Origin of the sequence: Burkholderia sp. Tr-20355, from assembly GCF_017104685.1 — a bacterium.
GTDB classification, from domain to species: Bacteria; Pseudomonadota; Gammaproteobacteria; order Burkholderiales; family Burkholderiaceae; genus Burkholderia; species Burkholderia seminalis.
The window spans coordinates 22,850-38,830 of record NZ_JAAGPK010000021.1 but is presented as its reverse complement, the minus strand read 5'-3'; the positions used below and the strand labels follow the sequence as shown (position 1 = coordinate 38,830).

17 protein-coding genes are annotated in these 15,981 nt (G+C 67.1%); 12 read left to right on the top strand and 5 right to left on the bottom strand.

What is annotated here, in order from left to right; translation table 11 throughout:
- The 3 genes from G3N62_RS08135 to G3N62_RS08125 are packed head-to-tail and all read left to right on the top strand — an operon-like array spanning position 1 to position 3,159.
- Positions 1-879: a 4Fe-4S cluster-binding domain-containing protein gene (locus G3N62_RS08135; protein ID WP_124669009.1), complete on the top strand. Its 879-nt coding sequence runs from the start codon at positions 1-3 to the stop codon at positions 877-879.
- Positions 876-1,943, top strand: a complete 1,068-nt coding sequence (locus G3N62_RS08130; RefSeq protein ID WP_124669010.1) for an asparagine synthase-related protein — start codon at positions 876-878, stop codon at positions 1,941-1,943. The genes G3N62_RS08135 and G3N62_RS08130 overlap by 4 nt, the downstream gene beginning before the upstream one ends.
- A gap of 7 nt (positions 1,944-1,950) precedes the next feature.
- The gene (locus G3N62_RS08125) at positions 1,951-3,159 is read left to right on the top strand and encodes a glycosyltransferase (RefSeq protein ID WP_034186799.1); all 1,209 of its coding nucleotides are present in this window, start codon (positions 1,951-1,953) and stop codon (positions 3,157-3,159) included.
- Here G3N62_RS08125 and G3N62_RS08120 read toward each other — a convergent pair.
- Entirely contained in the window at positions 3,116-3,805 is a 690-nt protein-coding gene (locus G3N62_RS08120; RefSeq protein ID WP_034186800.1) for a CmcI family methyltransferase, read from the bottom strand. The two genes, G3N62_RS08125 and G3N62_RS08120, sit on opposite strands and share 44 nt — an antisense overlap.
- A 25-nt stretch (positions 3,806-3,830) precedes the next feature.
- Here G3N62_RS08120 and G3N62_RS08115 point away from each other — a divergent pair, with 25 nt between their 5' ends.
- Positions 3,831-4,796 (top strand): phosphotransferase, encoded by a 966-nt coding sequence (locus G3N62_RS08115; RefSeq protein ID WP_124669178.1) that lies wholly within the window; start codon positions 3,831-3,833, stop codon positions 4,794-4,796.
- 12 nt (positions 4,797-4,808) lie between these two features.
- Here G3N62_RS08115 and G3N62_RS08110 read toward each other — a convergent pair whose 3' ends face one another.
- Both G3N62_RS08110 and G3N62_RS08105 read right to left on the bottom strand, forming a co-directional pair.
- Positions 4,809-5,384 carry a polysaccharide deacetylase family protein gene (locus tag G3N62_RS08110; RefSeq protein ID WP_034186802.1) on the bottom strand — a complete coding sequence of 192 codons (576 nt, stop codon included), beginning with the start codon at positions 5,382-5,384 and terminating at the stop codon, positions 4,809-4,811.
- A gap of 58 nt (positions 5,385-5,442) precedes the next feature.
- Complete coding sequence (locus G3N62_RS08105) at positions 5,443-5,982, bottom strand: hypothetical protein (protein ID WP_124669011.1); 540 nt, start codon at positions 5,980-5,982, stop codon at positions 5,443-5,445.
- Positions 5,983-6,262: 280 nt separating this feature from the next.
- On the opposite strand from G3N62_RS08105, the gene G3N62_RS08100 reads away from it, so the two are divergent.
- Positions 6,263-6,742: a DUF2501 domain-containing protein gene (locus tag G3N62_RS08100; RefSeq protein WP_034186804.1), complete on the top strand. Its 480-nt coding sequence runs from the start codon at positions 6,263-6,265 to the stop codon at positions 6,740-6,742.
- Between the two features lie 148 nt (positions 6,743-6,890).
- On the opposite strand, the gene G3N62_RS08095 is transcribed toward G3N62_RS08100, so the two are convergent.
- Positions 6,891-7,256 (bottom strand): hypothetical protein, encoded by a 366-nt coding sequence (locus tag G3N62_RS08095; RefSeq protein WP_034186805.1) that lies wholly within the window; start codon positions 7,254-7,256, stop codon positions 6,891-6,893.
- Between the two features lie 421 nt (positions 7,257-7,677).
- On the opposite strand from G3N62_RS08095, the gene G3N62_RS08090 reads away from it, so the two are divergent.
- The 3 genes from G3N62_RS08090 to G3N62_RS08080 all read left to right on the top strand — a co-directional run bounded on the left by G3N62_RS08090 (position 7,678) and on the right by G3N62_RS08080 (position 11,135).
- Positions 7,678-9,114 (top strand): aldehyde dehydrogenase family protein, encoded by a 1,437-nt coding sequence (locus tag G3N62_RS08090; protein ID WP_034186806.1) that lies wholly within the window; start codon positions 7,678-7,680, stop codon positions 9,112-9,114.
- A 123-nt stretch (positions 9,115-9,237) separates the two neighbouring features.
- Complete coding sequence (locus G3N62_RS08085; protein WP_124669012.1) at positions 9,238-10,428, top strand: nitronate monooxygenase family protein; 1,191 nt, start codon at positions 9,238-9,240, stop codon at positions 10,426-10,428.
- 65 nt (positions 10,429-10,493) lie between these two features.
- Positions 10,494-11,135, top strand: coding sequence for an OmpW family outer membrane protein (locus tag G3N62_RS08080; protein WP_034186808.1), 642 nt, complete (start codon positions 10,494-10,496; stop codon positions 11,133-11,135).
- A gap of 74 nt (positions 11,136-11,209) precedes the next feature.
- Here G3N62_RS08080 and G3N62_RS08075 read toward each other — a convergent pair whose 3' ends face one another.
- The gene (locus G3N62_RS08075; RefSeq protein ID WP_006493160.1) at positions 11,210-11,413 is read right to left on the bottom strand and encodes a DUF1289 domain-containing protein; all 204 of its coding nucleotides are present in this window, start codon (positions 11,411-11,413) and stop codon (positions 11,210-11,212) included.
- A gap of 394 nt (positions 11,414-11,807) precedes the next feature.
- Between G3N62_RS08075 and G3N62_RS08070 the strand changes: the two genes are divergently transcribed.
- The 4 genes from G3N62_RS08070 to G3N62_RS08055 all read left to right on the top strand — a co-directional run bounded on the left by G3N62_RS08070 (position 11,808) and on the right by G3N62_RS08055 (position 15,890).
- Positions 11,808-12,902: a polyamine ABC transporter substrate-binding protein gene (locus G3N62_RS08070; protein ID WP_059557626.1), complete on the top strand. Its 1,095-nt coding sequence runs from the start codon at positions 11,808-11,810 to the stop codon at positions 12,900-12,902.
- An 86-nt stretch (positions 12,903-12,988) separates the two neighbouring features.
- Positions 12,989-14,149, top strand: coding sequence for a polyamine ABC transporter ATP-binding protein (gene potA / locus G3N62_RS08065; protein WP_059557627.1), 1,161 nt, complete (start codon positions 12,989-12,991; stop codon positions 14,147-14,149).
- On the top strand, positions 14,146-15,072 hold the full coding sequence (locus G3N62_RS08060) for an ABC transporter permease subunit (RefSeq protein ID WP_059557628.1): 927 nt from the start codon (positions 14,146-14,148) through the stop codon (positions 15,070-15,072). The genes potA and G3N62_RS08060 overlap by 4 nt, the downstream gene beginning before the upstream one ends.
- Complete coding sequence (locus G3N62_RS08055) at positions 15,069-15,890, top strand: ABC transporter permease subunit (RefSeq protein ID WP_034186812.1); 822 nt, start codon at positions 15,069-15,071, stop codon at positions 15,888-15,890. Before G3N62_RS08060 ends, G3N62_RS08055 begins: the two co-directional genes overlap by 4 nt.
- The last annotated feature ends 91 nt before the right edge of the window (positions 15,891-15,981 follow it).

Below are 15,981 nucleotides of genomic sequence, written 5' to 3'. Positions count from 1 at the left end.
GTGAGTGTGAATCCGAACGAGATCCCGAATCCGCCGCCGTCCGGCGAGCGCCAGCATGTGTTTCCGCCGCCGCTGGATCGCGATTACCGGGTCGAAAACGGCCGCATCCGGACGCGGTCGCTGGAAGCGCATATCGTCGACCACTGCAACCTGACCTGCGCGGAATGCTGCTCGCTGTCGCCGCTCCTGCCGGCGTGGCACGCGAGCCCCGATTCGATCGAGGCCGATCTGCGCATGGCCGCGAAGGTATTGAGCCCGCGCATGTTCAAGCTGGTCGGCGGCGAGCCGCTGTTGCATCCGGCGCTCGTCGAAATCGTCGAACGCGTGCGCGGCACGGGTATCGCGCCCGTGATCTCGGTCACGACCAACGGCCTGAAACTCGGCGAGATGCCGGACGCGTTCTGGCAAGCGGTCGATGCGCTGACGATCTCGCGCTATCCGAGGCCGGCGCTTTCGCCCGAACTGATCGCGCACGTCGAGCGCCAGGCCGCGCGTTTCGGCGTACGCCTGAACTGGAAGGTGCAGGACGTGTTCACGACGATGAATCGCGCCCAGCCCGGCACGGACCGCGACGAAGCGCAGCGTCTCTATCACGATTGCTGGATTCGCGAGCGCTGCCACATGATTCGCGACGGCATGTTCTACACGTGCACGCGTCCCGCGCATTTCCATACGCTTTACCGGGGCGAGAAGGATTTCCAGGCCGACGGCCTGCCGTTGCGCGACGATGAGGACATGCTCGACGCAATGCTCGCCTATCTGCAGCGCGACGCGCCGCTCGAAGCGTGCCTGCATTGCCAGGGCGGCAGCGCGCCGGTGGCGCCGCATCGCATTCTGAAACGCATTGAAGTGGACATCCTGAAGGCTCGTTATCCATGATCGTCGGCACGCGCGACCCGTTCGGGTTCGATCGTCTTCACTACCATCCGCGCAGCGGCGTGTCGGCGTCCGGCATCCGCGCCGTCCTGCGCGCGTCGGCGCAGCCGGCCGGCGCGCCGGACGCGGCCGCGATCGAGGGTTACCTGAGCGGCGAGCGGCTCGTCGGCCGCACCGTGCTGCGCGACGTGCTCGCGGTGCCGCCGGGGCATGCGCTGATCCGTTCGCCGCAAGGATTGACGGTGCAGCCGTCGCCCGAGCGGCCGCGGCATGCCGATCTGGACACCGTGCTGCGCGCGTCGCTGCAACGCGCGCTCGACAGCGGCAAGCGCGTTGCACTGGCGCTGAGCGGCGGCCTCGATTCGGCGCTGCTGCTCGCGTTGTTGCGTGAACTCGGCGCGCTGCCGCACGTGACGGCCTACGTGCTCGCGACCGAGATGCCCGACTATTGCGAGCTCGACGCGGCGCTTGAACTCGCGACGCAGATGCAGGCGAACGTGAAGATCGTGCGGGCGAATGAAGCCGATTTCGTCGCGGCGCTGCCGAGAACGACCCATGCGGTCGAGGAGCCGATGTTCAATCTGCATCCGGTCGCGAAGCGGTTGCTGGCCGAGGCCATGGCGGCGGACGGCATCGAGGTTGCAATTACCGGCGACGGCGCGGATCAGGTGTTGCGCCGCGACCGGTCGGCCAATTACCTGCCGCTGTGCCACGCGTTGTTCGATGCGGCGGCGGTTGACCTGCATCCGCCGTTCGTCGATGCGGAGGTCGTCGCGCATCTGACGAGCATCGCGCCGGACCCGAACAAGCAATGCCTGCGCGATCTCGGTGCGCGCCTGAACCTGCCGGACCGTCTGGTGCACGGCCCCAAGCGCGGACGACTCGCGCCGGCGATGGACCTCGGCGCGCTGCTCGATCGCGAGCGCACGCATGCGCTGGCCGGTACGCTCGGCCTTGCCGCGCCCGCGCTGCGGGCCGATACCGAGCGCGTGCTGTGGGCGACGCTGACCCTGATCCTCGATCATCTCGAGCACCTTCATCTCGATGCCGCGCATCGTCCAACCTGAACCGCTCATGACACGCATCCTGTTCTGCGTCGTGCCCGAGAAGGGCCACGTCAATCCGTGCATCGGCCCGGCCCAGCATCTGCGCGCGGCCGGCTGCGACGTCGCGTTCTATGCGCCGGCCGATATCAGCGAACAGCTCGACGGCGCCGGCGACTTCGCGTTCGTCGGGCCGCGCGAGACGCCCGAGCGCCACGACCTGTCGCGCGGCGCGAGCTTCGCCGCGAACATCCGCGACGCCGACTGGCTGCGGCACTGGATCCGCACGCTGCTGATCGACCTGGCGCCGTCGCAGGTGGACGGCATCCGTGCGGTGCTGCGCGACTGGCGGCCCGATGTGGTCGTGATCGATCCGCTGCTTTACGCGGCCGCGATCGCCGCCGAGCTGGAAGGGCTGCCGTGGGTGTCGATGTCGAATTCGCTGAATCCGGTGCTGCCGGACGATCTCGATTCGGAACTGCTGCGCACGGTGCGATGGCTCGCGCCGGAACGTGCCGGGCTGTTTGCGCGCTACGGGCTCGATGCGCGTTTTCGCGGGTGCGATGTCCTGTCGCCGCACCTGACGCTCGCGTTCACGACCGACGCGCTGGTCGGTGCGCCGCCGCCGGGTGTCGAGCTGGTCGGCCCCGCGATGCCGTCGGGGCCGCGCGGCGACGAGACGGCGTTTCCGTGGGCGCGTATCGACGCCGGTCGCCCGCTCGTCTACATGTCGCTCGGCAGCCAGCTTTACTACCATCCGGACCTGTTCTCGAAGGTGATCGACGCGACGCGCGCGACGTCGGCGCAACTGGTGCTGTCGGTAGGCGAACTGGTCGATTCGGATCTGCTGCCGGCCGGTGACGAGCGCGTGATCGCGGTGCGCTATGCGCCGCAGCTGGCGCTGCTGCGGCGCACGCATGCGTTCGTCAGCCATGGCGGCGCCAATTCGGTGATGGAATCGCTCGCGTGCGGTGTGCCGATGCTGCTGTCGCCGTTCTGCAACGACCAGTTTCATTCGGCGCACTTCGTCGAGCGGGCCGGCGCGGCGTGCGTGCTCGATCTGCAGCGTGCCGGCGTCGCGGAGATTGCCGCTGCGCTCGAGCGCCTGTTGCGTCCGGGCCCGCTGCGCGAGCATGCGGCACGGATTCGCGACAGCTACGCCGCGCGCGACGGCTCCGCGCAAGCCGCTCGCCTGATCAGCGCACTCGCTTCAGGAAACCGCCTGGCGACAGCGTCATGAGCACGCGGTCCTCGATGTCGTGGTCGGCCTCGAAACGGTCGTCGCGGGCGAGAAATTCACGCGCGGCCGTGGCCGGGTTGTTGCCGCGGCCGTACGGCTTGCCGTCGAACATCGATGCGGGCAGATACTCCATGATGGTATCCATCACGATCGCATAGCTGCCGGGCGTCACGAGCGGCGCATAGCATTCGAGTTCGCGCAGCACGTGCGCATGGGTATGCGTGAGATCGAGGATCGCCATCACGCGCGCGCCGTCGCGGAGCTGCGCGTGCACCGCCGCGAGCGTGTCGGCCGCGCACGATTCGCCTTCGATCAGCACCATGCGATGGGCCAGCCGGTGCGATTGCAGGCGTTGCCTGACCTCGTCGCGCAGCCGCGGTTCGACCGCGACGACGCGGCCGTGCCCGCCGGCCAGTTCCAGCATCGACGCGGAGAACACGACACCGCCGCCCGCCGCGATGCCGGTCTGCACGATACAGTCGGGGCGTTCGCGCCAGATCAGTTCCTGAAGCGCGAGCATGTCGCCGGGCAGATGGAAGAAGCGCTCGCCGAGCCAGCGCGTCTGGAACAGATGGTCGAATTCGGCGGCGCGCGTCAGCCATTCGATATTGAGGTCCCGCATGCGGGCCGAAGGACGCTCTGACATGGTCAATGCAACGAGTAGGAGTGACGTGAAAACGCTGGAATCGTGGCTGCGCCGGTACTGGAACATCGTGCCGGCACGCGTGCAGGCGATGGCATCGGGCCATACTAACAAAACGTATCTCGTCGAGTATGACGCGGGGCGCGCGGTGCTGCGCGTGTCGTGGCCCGGCAAGCCGGCCGAGCAGGTGGGTCGCGAGGCGTCGATACTCGGTCATCTCGGCGAGACGCGTACGGTGCCGGCATTACCCGCGCTGCCGCGGCTGAGGCCGACCGTCGATGCGCAATCCGGCGTGCTCATCGACGATGGAAGCTGGCTGCACCTGTTCGAACCTGTCGACGGCGATCCCGGCCTGCCGCATGACGCGCAAGCGGGGGCGATCGATGCGATGCGCGCGCTCGCGCATCTGCATGCGGCACTGGCCGCGATACCCGTGAGCGAATCGGCGCCGCTGGCGTGGCTGTCGGCCCGTCTTGCGCGCGTGTCGGCGCGCGCGATGCCGTCGCTGCCGGCCGGTTTGAGCGGCGATTACGATGCGGTGATCCGGCGGATCGGCGCGCATCTCGACGCCGCCGCGCACTGGCTGGCGGGGCCGGTGCATTGGCTGCACGGCGACTATCACGCGGGCAACCTGCTGTATGTCGGCCACACGGTGAACGGCGTGCTGGATTTCGACGATGCCGGGCAGGGCGCGCAGTGGCTCGAGGCGGCCTTCGCACTGTTCGCGCTGTCGCGCGACGCGGGCAGGGACGATCGTTTCGTGTTCGATGCGCGGCGCTGGGAGGCCGGCTTGCACGCCTATGCGGCGACGCGGCGCGACGGTGTACCGGACTGGATGCGTGCCGAGCGCGATGCGTTGATGACGCTGTTCTGCGTGGACCAGACGCTGATCCATCTGGAGGCGGCACAGCGCGGCTTGTGGATGCCGGGGCCCGGCATCGGCTTTCTCGGCGGCTGGCGGCAGTTGCTGGACAGTGCAGCGCCGGGAAACTGACCGGCCGTTGCTTCAGCTTCGCCGATTCAGGAACAGGCGGACGGCTTCGACCGTGTTGGGCCGCGCGTCGCCATGTCGCGAGCCGTCGTGCATGCAGAACAGCACGTCGCGACGCTGCGTCGCGCGGGCGTCGGCATGCGCGCACATCGCGTCGAACAGCGCCTGCGGCGATGGCGCCGGCCGCTGCCAGTCGTCCAGTATCGCGGTCCAGCCCGTGTGTTCGCGCCGCAGGCGCGCCAGCACGCCGGCGCGATCGTCCCGCGGCATCAGCCCGTACGGCAGACGCAACGGGATCGCGTCCGGCGCGGCAATACCGGCCCGGCAATAGGCGTCGCGGATCAGTGCGTCGGTCGCCTCGATCTCGCCGATCAGCGCGTCGTCCGCCAGCGCGCCCGGTCTGGCATGCGAATGGGTGTGATTGCCGAGGCGATGGCCTTCGCGCGCCATTCTCGCGGCGACGTCGAGTGCGCCCGCCAGATGTTTACCGAGCAGGAAGAAGGTCGCCTGGCACGAGGCGTCGCGCAGGACGTCGAGCAGCGAAGGGGTCGACGGACCGGGGCCGTCGTCGAAGCTGAGGTGAATGGACATCGCGGGCGGGCGTGCCGTCTAGGGTGTACCGGACGAACGATAGCGCAATTCGCGCCGGCTACTGAATCGGCTCGACGTGCAGCGGACAGGTGCCGATCGGGCGCAAGCGCTTGCCGGTCCACGTATAGAAGAACCGGGCGGCCTTCGCGTGGTTGTCGTCGCAATCGCCGTTGAAGCAGCCGGCGACGATCAGCAGCGTACTGCCGGCACGGAAGTCGACGCGCTCGTCGTCGTTGCCCATCACGCCCGAAATGGCGGTGACGCCCGGCATCGTGTATGTCGCGCCCGTGTACTTGTCGACGATCGCGAAATTCCGGCAATCCGTGCCGCAACCCCAGATCGCGACGCGATAGTGACCGGCAAAATTGGCCGGTTGCGTGAATGCGTCGCGGATCACGGTGCGGTACAGGCGTGCTTCCTTGCCGGCCAAGCGGGGCGATGCGGCCGGCTGGCGCGGCGCGCGCGCGGCCGGTGCCGGATAGCGGTCGAACGACGGTGACGGGCATGCCGCCGCGGGCGCCGCACGGGCAGTGCCTGAACCGGTGATCAGCGCAGCCGCTGTGCCGGTGATCAGCAGCATTCGATGGGCGAGCGCCACGCGAGCATCCTTCAGGTTCGAGGTTGAAGGCCGGCCGGCGGCGACGATTCCACGACGTTTCATGCGCGCCGGCGAGACGGAATGCGATCGTCGGTACGCGCCTTCGGTCGCATGTCGAGCTTGCAGTGCCGGCCGGCACGCCGTCAAGCATTGTCAAATCGCCGCGATATCACGATGCCTGACGTTTCGGACCCGGCATGAAGGCTGTCATGCAGGGGGGGATTGAGTATGCTTGGATTCGATTCGCGGTACTCACGCCGTGACAACCGGGAGGCTTCACATGAATGCACGTCTATACCGCGCGACCATTGCCGGCGCGCTGATCGGATTGCTCGCGCCGTTTTCGGTGGCCCATGCGCAGCTGGGCGATGTCCTGAAACAGGTCGGCGGCGGCGATTCGGGCGGTAGCGCGGGTGGTGCGCTCGGCAACCTCGGCGGCCTCGGCGGCGCGCTGACGGGCGGCGGCGGGGCGTCGCTGACGCCGGGCAGCACCGGCAACGTCGCGGGCCTGCTGCAGTTCTGCATCCAGAACAACTATCTCGGCGGCGCGTCCGGCAGTGGCGCGTCGTCGGTGAAGGACGCGCTGCTGAGCAAGCTCGGCGGCAATGCGTCGTCGGACAGCGGTTATACGAGCGGCGCGAGCGGGATCCTCGACGCCGGCAACGGCGGCAAGCTCGACCTGAGCGGCGGCGGCCTGAAACAGCAGGTGACCAGGCAGATCTGCGACAAGGTACTGACGCAGGCGAAATCGCTGCTGTAAGCACCACAGCGGCACGCACGGCGCGTGCCGGCATCGAAGGGGGGGCGGTGCTCGTGCACCGTTCACCGTCAGCCATTCAGGCCGTTACTTCCGCAGCGGCGACAAGACCGTCGCGCCGGGCGACGCCGCGGCCCGCGCGCACCACGGCTCAGTCGGCCAGCCGCTTGTCCGCGAGGGCCTTGCAGCAGTCTTCGTACACCCATTGCACGAGTTTCGCGCGGTAATCGAGATCGTCGGTGTCGACGATTTCCTCGACCGCGTCGCGCGCCCACGACGCGTCGACGAACCCCGCATGCCGCTTCGCGATGTCCTGCGCGAGCGCCGCGAGCTTCGCGACCGCGAGCCAGTCGGCCTGACGGTGATGGCGGTCGAGCCAGCGGTGCGCGGCCTGGACCTGGAACGTGGCGTCCGGCCACGATTCGTTGAGGTAAAACGCGCCGAGGTTGCCGCAGGTGAGCCAGCAGAGCAGCTCAAGGCGGTCTTGCGAGCCGAGGGTATGGGATGCGTCGGTCATGGCAGCGCTCAAGAAATGCGTCGATTCCGGGCGGCGCCGGATGCAATGAGCCGGTGCCGATATTAAAAACATAGCACGATGCGGGCCTGCCCGCGCACCCGGGCCGATGCTGATGTGGCGGCGGTCGCGCACACGCCGCCGGCGGCATGCGCGGCCGGCGAGCGCTACGCGGCGCGACGGCTCCCCGATTCTTTCGAATAACTGTCAATCGTCATGCCGGCCGACCGAAACGCTCGCTAGAATGTCGGCTTTCCCGCGACGCATGGGACCGGAGCAAGCGCTGAAGCGCCAACTCGGGTCGACCGCGCAAGGGCATGGGACCAGAGTAAGCGCTGAAGCGCCAACTCTGGTCGACCGCACAAGGGCATGGGACCAGAGTAAGCGCTAAAGCGCCAACTCTGGTCGACAGGAGACGGAAGCGATGAAAATCTACGACCAGTTCTACATCGACGGCGCATGGCGCAAACCGGCCGGAACCGGCACGATCGACGTGATCGACTCGGCCACCGAGGCCGTGATCGGCCGGATTCCCGAAGGCGTCGCATCCGACGCGCAGGACGCGATCCGCGCGGCGCGCGCGGCCTTCGACGCATGGGCGGCCACGCCGGCCGCGACGCGCGCGGGCTACCTGCGCAAGATCGTCGAGCATCTGCAGGCGCGCAGCGAGGAACTCGCGCAATCGATCACCGGCGAAGTCGGGATGCCGATCAAGCTGTCGCGCGCGATCCAGGTCGGCGGCCCGATCTACAACTGGAAGGCGTACGCGAAGCTCGCCGAGTCGTTCGAATTCGAGGCGCAGGTCGGCAACTCGCTCGTGGTGCGCGAGCCGGTCGGCGTCGTCGCGGCGATCACGCCGTGGAACTACCCGCTGAACCAGGTCACGCTGAAGGTCGCGCCGGCGCTCGCGGCCGGCTGCACGGTCGTCCTGAAGCCGTCCGAAGTCGCACCGCTCAACGCGTTCATGCTCGCCGAAGCGATTCACGAAGCCGGGCTGCCGGCCGGCGTGTTCAACCTCGTGTGCGGTTATGGCCCGGTCGTCGGCGAGGTGCTGGCCACCGATCCGGACGTCGACATGGTGTCGTTTACGGGCTCGACGCGCGCGGGCAAGCGCGTGGCCGAGCTGGCGGCCGCGGGCGTCAAGCGCGTCGCGCTGGAGCTGGGCGGCAAGTCGGCATCGGTGATTCTCGACGACGCCGATTTCGCGACGGCCGTGAAGGGCACGGTGAACGCGTGCTACCTGAACGCGGGACAGACCTGCTCGGCGCACACGCGCATGCTGGTGCCGGAAGCGCGCTACGACGAAGCGCGCGCGCTGGCGAAGGCCGCGGCCGAAGCGTACGTCGCGGGCGACCCGCGGCAGGATACGACGCGCCTCGGCGCGCTGGCGTCGGCCGTGCAGCAGCAGCGCGTGCAGGCGTACATCCAGCGCGGCATCGACGAAGGCGCGGAACTCGTGACGGGCGGCACGGGCCTGCCGGACGGCCTCGCGAAGGGCTTCTTCGTGAAGCCGACGGTGTTCGGCCGCGTCGATCCGAAATCGACGATCGCGCAGGAAGAGATCTTCGGGCCGGTGCTGTCGATCATCACGTATCGCGATGAAGAGGAAGCCGTGCGCATCGCGAACGATTCGCCGTACGGGCTCGGCGGCGCGGTGTGGGCCGGCAGCGACGAACGCGCGATGCGCGTTGCGCGCCGCCTCCGTACGGGGCAGGTCGACATCAACGGCGGCATGTGGAACGCCGCCGCGCCGTTCGGCGGCTACAAGCAGTCGGGGCACGGCCGCGAGAACGGCGTGTACGGGCTCGAGGAGTATCTCGAGTACAAGTCGATGCAGCTGAAGCCGGCGAAGCCTGCCTGAGCGCCGCGCGCCGCATGGAACGGAAACGGCACGCTCGCGTGCCGTTTTTTTATTGACGGCCGTCAAGGTGCGCGTCGGTGGATCGTCGATCATCGCGGTTCCGATGTTCCGACGAGGTTTCAGATGACCGTACGCAGTTCCTTTCCGCCGCTGACGATTCGCGGCCGCACCTTGTTGCCCGTCGTGCAGGGCGGCATGGGCGTCGGCATCTCCGCACACCGGCTGGCCGGCAGCGTCGCGCGCGAAGGCGCGGTCGGCACGATCGCGAGCATCGACCTGCGCCACCATCATGCGGACCTGCTCGCACGCTGCCGCGCGCAACCCGATCGCGCGACGCTCGAGGCCGCGAACCGCGAGGCGCTCGCGCGCGAGATCCGTCTCGCTAAGACGTACAGCGAAGGGCGCGGGATGATCGCGGTCAACGTGATGAAGGCGGTGAGCGCGCACGCGGACTACGTGCGCGTCGCGTGCAACGAGGGCGCGGACGCGATCGTGATGGGCGCGGGCCTGCCGCTCGACCTGCCCGATCTCACGCAAGGGCACGACATCGCGCTGATCCCGATCCTGTCGGACAGCCGCGGGATCGCGCTGGTGCTGAAGAAGTGGATGAAGAAGGGACGCCTGCCCGATGCGATCGTGATCGAGCATCCGGCGCACGCGGGCGGCCACCTCGGCGTCACGCAGATCGACGACATGCACGACGCGCGTTTCGATTTCGCGCGGGTGCTCGACGAGACCGCGCAGGTGATGGCGTCGCTCGGTCTCGAACGCGAAACGATTCCGCTGATCGTGGCGGGCGGCGTAAACAGTCACGACACGGTGCGCGCGGCGTTCGCGGCCGGCGCGAATGGCGTGCAGGTCGGAACGCCGTTCGCGGTGACGGAAGAAGGGGATGCGCATCCGCACTTCAAGCGCGTGCTTGCCGATGCGACGCCCGACGACATCGTCGAATTCGTCAGCGTGACGGGGCTGCCCGCCCGCGCGGTGAAGACGCCGTGGCTCGATCGTTACCTGCGCAACGAGACGCGCATTCGCAACAAGCTCGGCGCGTTCAAGCAGCGTTGCCCGACCGCGCTCGAATGCCTGAGCGTATGCGGGCTGCGCGACGGCATCGAGAAATTCGGCCACTTCTGCATCGACACGCGGCTTGCGGCCGCGCTGCGCGGCGACGTCGCGAACGGGCTGTTCTTCCGCGGCCGCGAAGCGTTGCCGTTCGGCCGCGCGATCCGCAGCGTGCGCGATCTGCTCGACCTGCTGCTGACGGGCAGTGCGACCGAGCCTGCGGCAAACCGTCCCACGTTTACGCTGGCTTGACCAATATCAAGATGACGAAAAGACCCTACATGGAGAATGGAAACCATTCTTTGGGGGTCCGTACCATGCATAAAACGATTCGAACTTGTGTCACCGCAGCCGCCGTCGCGGCCACCTTCGTCGCGATGCCGTCGCTGTCGCACGCGGCGTCGCCCGGTGACGGCATCAACCAGGGTGACGTACTGGTCCGGCTTCGCGCGATCAGCATCCAGCCGAACGAGCGCGCGAGCGATACGCTCGGCGCGATCAACACGGGCGTGAACAACGCGATCGTGCCGGAGCTCGACTTCACGTACATGATCCGCGACTACCTCGGCGTCGAGCTGATCCTCGGCACGTCGCGGCACCAGATGACGTCGAGCCTCGGCAATCTCGGCGGCGTGGGCGTGCTGCCGCCGACGCTGCTGCTGCAGTATCACTTCAACCACGCGGGCAAGGTGCGGCCGTACGTCGGCGCCGGGTTGAACTACACGTACTTCTACAACAACGGGCTCAACGTCGGCGGGGAGGGCGTGTCGATCAACAAGAGCAGCTTCGGCCCCGCACTGCAGTTCGGCGTGGACGTGCAACTGACGAAGAAGGTGTTCATGAACGTCGACGTGAAGAAGATCTGGATGAGCACCGATGCGACGCTGGGCGACAAGGGCATCGGCACGCTGCACATCGATCCGCTGATCGTCGGCGTGGGCGTCGGGATGAAGTTCTGACGCGGCAGGAAAAGAACAGAGTTGGGGTTGGCGGCATGGCGGTCGGCATGCCGCTCTTTTTTTGTGCGGCGAATTTACAGCTTGTCGTACTGGAAGCGCATCGCGGTGCCTTCGCGCGTGATGCGCTCCCACACCGCGCGCTTTTCGTCGTCGCTCAGGAACACCCAGTTCGACACTTCGGCGGCCGTGCGGCCGCAACCCTTGCAGACTTCGTCGAAGAGGGTCGAGCACACGCCGATGCAGGGGCTGTCGGGCAGGTCGTGGAGATTGGAGGCCATCGGAAGGGTTCGCGCGGTTGAATCGTGAACCGCCATTTTAATGCATCGCGGCCGCCGGGTCGGCCGGCGCCGGCCGGCATGCGATCCCGGTGCGCCGGCGCGACCGTCCGGCCGCGCGCCCGGTATGCAACCGCGGTTTCGCCCCTGACCGTTTTTCCCGGTGGACAGATGCCGATTACCCGATAGAATTCCCCCGGAACGCCCCGCCGCGCGGGCAGCCTGGCTGGCTGGCGGCGGGAATCTGTTCCGTTTGCGCGACACCGGCATGTTTTTTTTGTGACGGCGCGCGAATGATGGTAGTTTTCGGGGTTTTCGAGGGGTGGCGCGCCAGAATGCGCCGCCATGACGAGGCAGACGACAGCCGGGCAACGTGTCCGGCCGGAGGGAGAACGGGATGAAAGCAAAGGTAGTGGGCCGGTTCGCAGCGCTCGCGCTGTGCGTGGGGGCGTCGGCGGCAGCGGCGAAGGATACGCAGCTCAATGTCTATAACTGGTCGGACTACATTGCGAAGGACACGATCCCGAACTTCGAGAAGCAGACGGGTGTCAAGGTCCGCTACGACAACTACGACAGCGACGACACGCTGCAGGCGAAGCTGCTGACCGGCAGCTCGGGCTACGACATCGTCGTGCCGACCAGCAACTACGCGGGCAAGCAGATCGCCGCCGGCATCTTCGCGCCGCTCGACAAGTCGAAGCTGCCGAACCTCAAGTACCTCGATCCGCAACTGATGGCGCTCGTCGCCGGCGCGGACCCGGGCAACAAGTACTCGGTGCCCTGGGCGTACGGCACGACCGGTCTCGCGTACAACCTGACGAAGGCGCAGCAGGCGCTCGGCAAGGTGCCGCTCGACAACTGGGACATCCTGTTCAAGCCGGAAAACCTGTCGAAGCTGAAGACCTGCGGCGTGTCGGTGCTCGACGCGCCCGATCAGATGTTCGCGGCGACGCTGCACTACATCGGCAAGGATCCGATGAGCACGAACCCGGCCGACTACAAGGCCGCGATGGACGTGCTGAAGAAGATCCGCCCGTACATCACGCAATTCAACTCGTCGGGCTACATCAACGACCTGGTCGGCGGCGACATCTGCTTCGCGTTCGGCTGGTCGGGCGACGTCGTGATCGCGAAGCATCGCGCGATCGAGGCGAAGAAGCCGTACAAGGTCGAGTACTACATTCCGAAGGGCGGTGCGCCGGTGTGGTTCGACGTGATGGCGATCCCGAAGGACGCGAAGAACAAGGAAGCGGCCCTCGCGTGGATCAACTACATCGAGGACCCGAAGGTACACGCGGCGATCACGAACGCGGTGTACTACCCGAGCGCCAACGCCGAGGCCCGCAAGTACGTGCGGCCCGACGTCGCGAACGACCCGGCCGTCTACCCGCCGGCCGACGTCGTGAAGACGCTGTTCCTGCTCAAGCCGCTGCCGCCTGAAATCCAGCGTCTGCAGACGCGTTTGTGGACCGAGCTGAAGTCGGGCCGCTGACGCGAGCCGAAGTGAACCCGCAGTCATGAAGCCCCTGGTGCCCCCGGGGGCTTTGTTCGTCTAACGCAGGAGAGAAGCAGCACATCATGAATAGCCAGTCGGGTGCGCCGGTCGCGGGCGCGCCGTTCTCCGTTTCCTCCTCCGGCGCCGATGCGCGCGCCGAGAACTTTGTCCAGATCGTCGACGTCGTCAAGAAATTCGGCGACACCGAGGCCGTGCGCAGCGTCAACCTGACCGTGCGCCAGGGCGAGCTGTTCGCGCTGCTCGGCAGCTCGGGCTGCGGCAAGTCGACGTTGCTGCGGATGCTCGCGGGCCTCGAGACGGTCACGTCGGGCAAGATCCTGATCGACGGCGAGGACCTCGCGCAGATGCCGCCGTACAAGCGGCCCGTGAACATGATGTTCCAGTCGTATGCGCTGTTCCCGCACATGTCGGTCGAGTCGAACGTCGCGTTCGGACTGAAGCAGGAAGGCACGCCGAAGGCCGAGCTGAAGGAACGCGTCGCGTCCGCGCTCGAACTCGTGCAGATGAGCAAGTACGCGAAGCGCAAGCCGCACCAGCTGTCCGGCGGCCAGCAGCAGCGCGTCGCGCTGGCCCGTTCGCTGGTCAAGCGCCCGAAGCTGCTGCTGCTCGACGAGCCGATGTCCGCGCTCGACAAGCAGATCCGCCAGCGCACGCAGATCGAGCTCGTCAACATCCTGAACAAGGTCGGCGTCACCTGCATCATGGTCACGCACGACCAGGAAGAAGCGATGACGATGGCGAACCGCCTCGCGGTGATGAGCGAAGGCCAGATCGTGCAGATCGGCTCGCCGAACGAAGTCTACGAATACCCGAACAGCCGCTTCTCGGCCGAATTCATCGGCTCGACGAACCTGTTCGACGGCGTGACCGTCGAGGACGAACCCGACCACGTGTACATCGAATCGCCGGAGCTGCCGAGCCGGCTGTACGTGAGCCACGGGATCTCGGGCCCGCTCGGGATGCCGGTCACGGTGTCGGTGCGCCCCGAGCGGATCGCGCTCACGCGCAAGCCGCCCGAAGGCGCGTTCAACTGGGCGCGCGGCCGCATCAGCAACGTCGCGTACATGGGCGGCTATTCGCTGTATCACGTGAAGCTCGACGCGGGCAAGACGGTGATCGCGAACGTGTCGAGCCTCGCGATTTCCGAGCTCGACACACCGGGGCTCGGCGACGAGATCTACGTGCGCTGGAGCGCGACGGCCGGCGTGGTGCTGACGTCATGAGCGCGTTCAAGTCCCTGCTCGAGTGGCCGGTGCGGCGCTTCAACCTGACGGGCGCGTCGGCGGTCGTCGCCGGGCCGTTCACGTGGCTCGTGCTGTTCTTCCTGGTGCCGTTCGTGCTGGTCGTCAAGATCAGCTTCGCGGAGCTGCAGCTCGGCATCCCGCCGTACACGGAACTCGCGTCGTATACCGACGGCGTCGTGCACATCGCGCTGAACCTGTCGCACTACGCGTTCCTGTTCACGGACAGCCTGTATTTCGCGACCTACGTGAACTCGGTGTGGGTGGCCGCGATCACGACGCTGCTGTGCCTGCTGGTCGGCTATCCGATGGCGTACTACATCGCGCGCTCGAATCCGGCGACCCGCAACCTGCTGATGATGGGCGTGATGCTGCCGTTCTGGACGTCGTTCCTGATTCGCGTGTACGCGTGGATCGGCATCCTGAAGAACAACGGGCTGCTGAACAACTTCCTGATGTGGATCGGCCTCACGCACACGCCGATCGAGCTGTACCGCACGAACTACGCGGTGTACATCGGGATGGTGTACTCGTACCTGCCGTTCCTCGTGATGCCGCTCTACGCGCACCTCGTGAAGATGGACCTGCGCCTGCTCGAGGCCGCGTACGACCTCGGCGCGAAGCCGTGGAAGGCGTTCGTGCAGATCACGCTGCCGCTGTCGAAGAACGGGATCATCGCGGGCTGCCTGCTGGTGTTCATCCCGGCGGTCGGCGAGTACGTGATTCCGGAGCTGCTCGGCGGCGCGAACACGCTGATGATCGGCCGCGTGATGTGGAACGAGTTCTTCAACAACGCGGACTGGCCGATGGCGTCGGCGGTGACCTGCGCGATGGTGCTGCTGCTGCTCGTGCCGATGGCGATGTTCCAGCACTTCCAGGCGAAGGAACAGGGAGGCCGTCGATGAAGCCGAACCGTTATTTGCAGTTCGCGGCGCTGTTTGCCGGCTTCGCGTTCCTGTACATCCCGATCCTCAGCCTGATCGTCTATTCGTTCAACGAGTCGAAGCTCGTCACCGTGTGGTCGGGCTTCTCGTTTCGCTGGTATGCGGCGCTCGTGCAGGACGACGAGCTGCTGACGGCCGCGTGGCTGTCTCTGAAGATCGGCGTGCTGACCGCGTTCGCGTCGGTGTTCATCGGCACGTGGGCCGGCTTCGTGCTCGCGCGGATGGGGCGCTTTCGCGGCTTCGCGCTGTTCAGCGGGATGATCAACGCGCCGCTCGTGATCCCCGAAGTCATTCAGGGGATCTCGCTGCTGCTGCTGTTCATCGAACTGGCGAAGTGGATCGGCTGGCCGGCCGAGCGCGGCGTGTTCACGATCTGGCTCGGCCACGTGATGCTGTGCATCTCGTACGTCGCGATCATCGTGCAGTCGCGCGTGCGCGAGCTGAACCCGTCGCTGGAAGAGGCCGCGCTCGATCTCGGCGCGACGCCGCTGAAGGTGTTCTTCACGATCACGTTGCCGCTGATCTCGCAGGCGCTGATCGCGGGCTGGCTGCTGTCGTTCACGCTGTCGATCGACGACCTCGTGCTGTCGGCGTTCCTGTCGGGCCCCGGCTCGACGACGCTGCCGCTCGTCGTGTTCTCGCGCGTGCGTCTCGGCCTGAATCCGGAGATGAACGCGCTCGCGACGCTGTTCATCGTCGCGGTGACGGCCGGTGTCGTGATCGCGAACTTCGTGATGCTGCGTCAGGAACGCAAGCGGATGGCGGGTTACGCGGGCTGACGGACAGGCCGCGGCCGCGATGAAAAACGCCCGGTGCCGACGACGAGTCGGGCCGGGCGTTTCGTTTGGCGGCGCGTGCGCGGCACCGCCG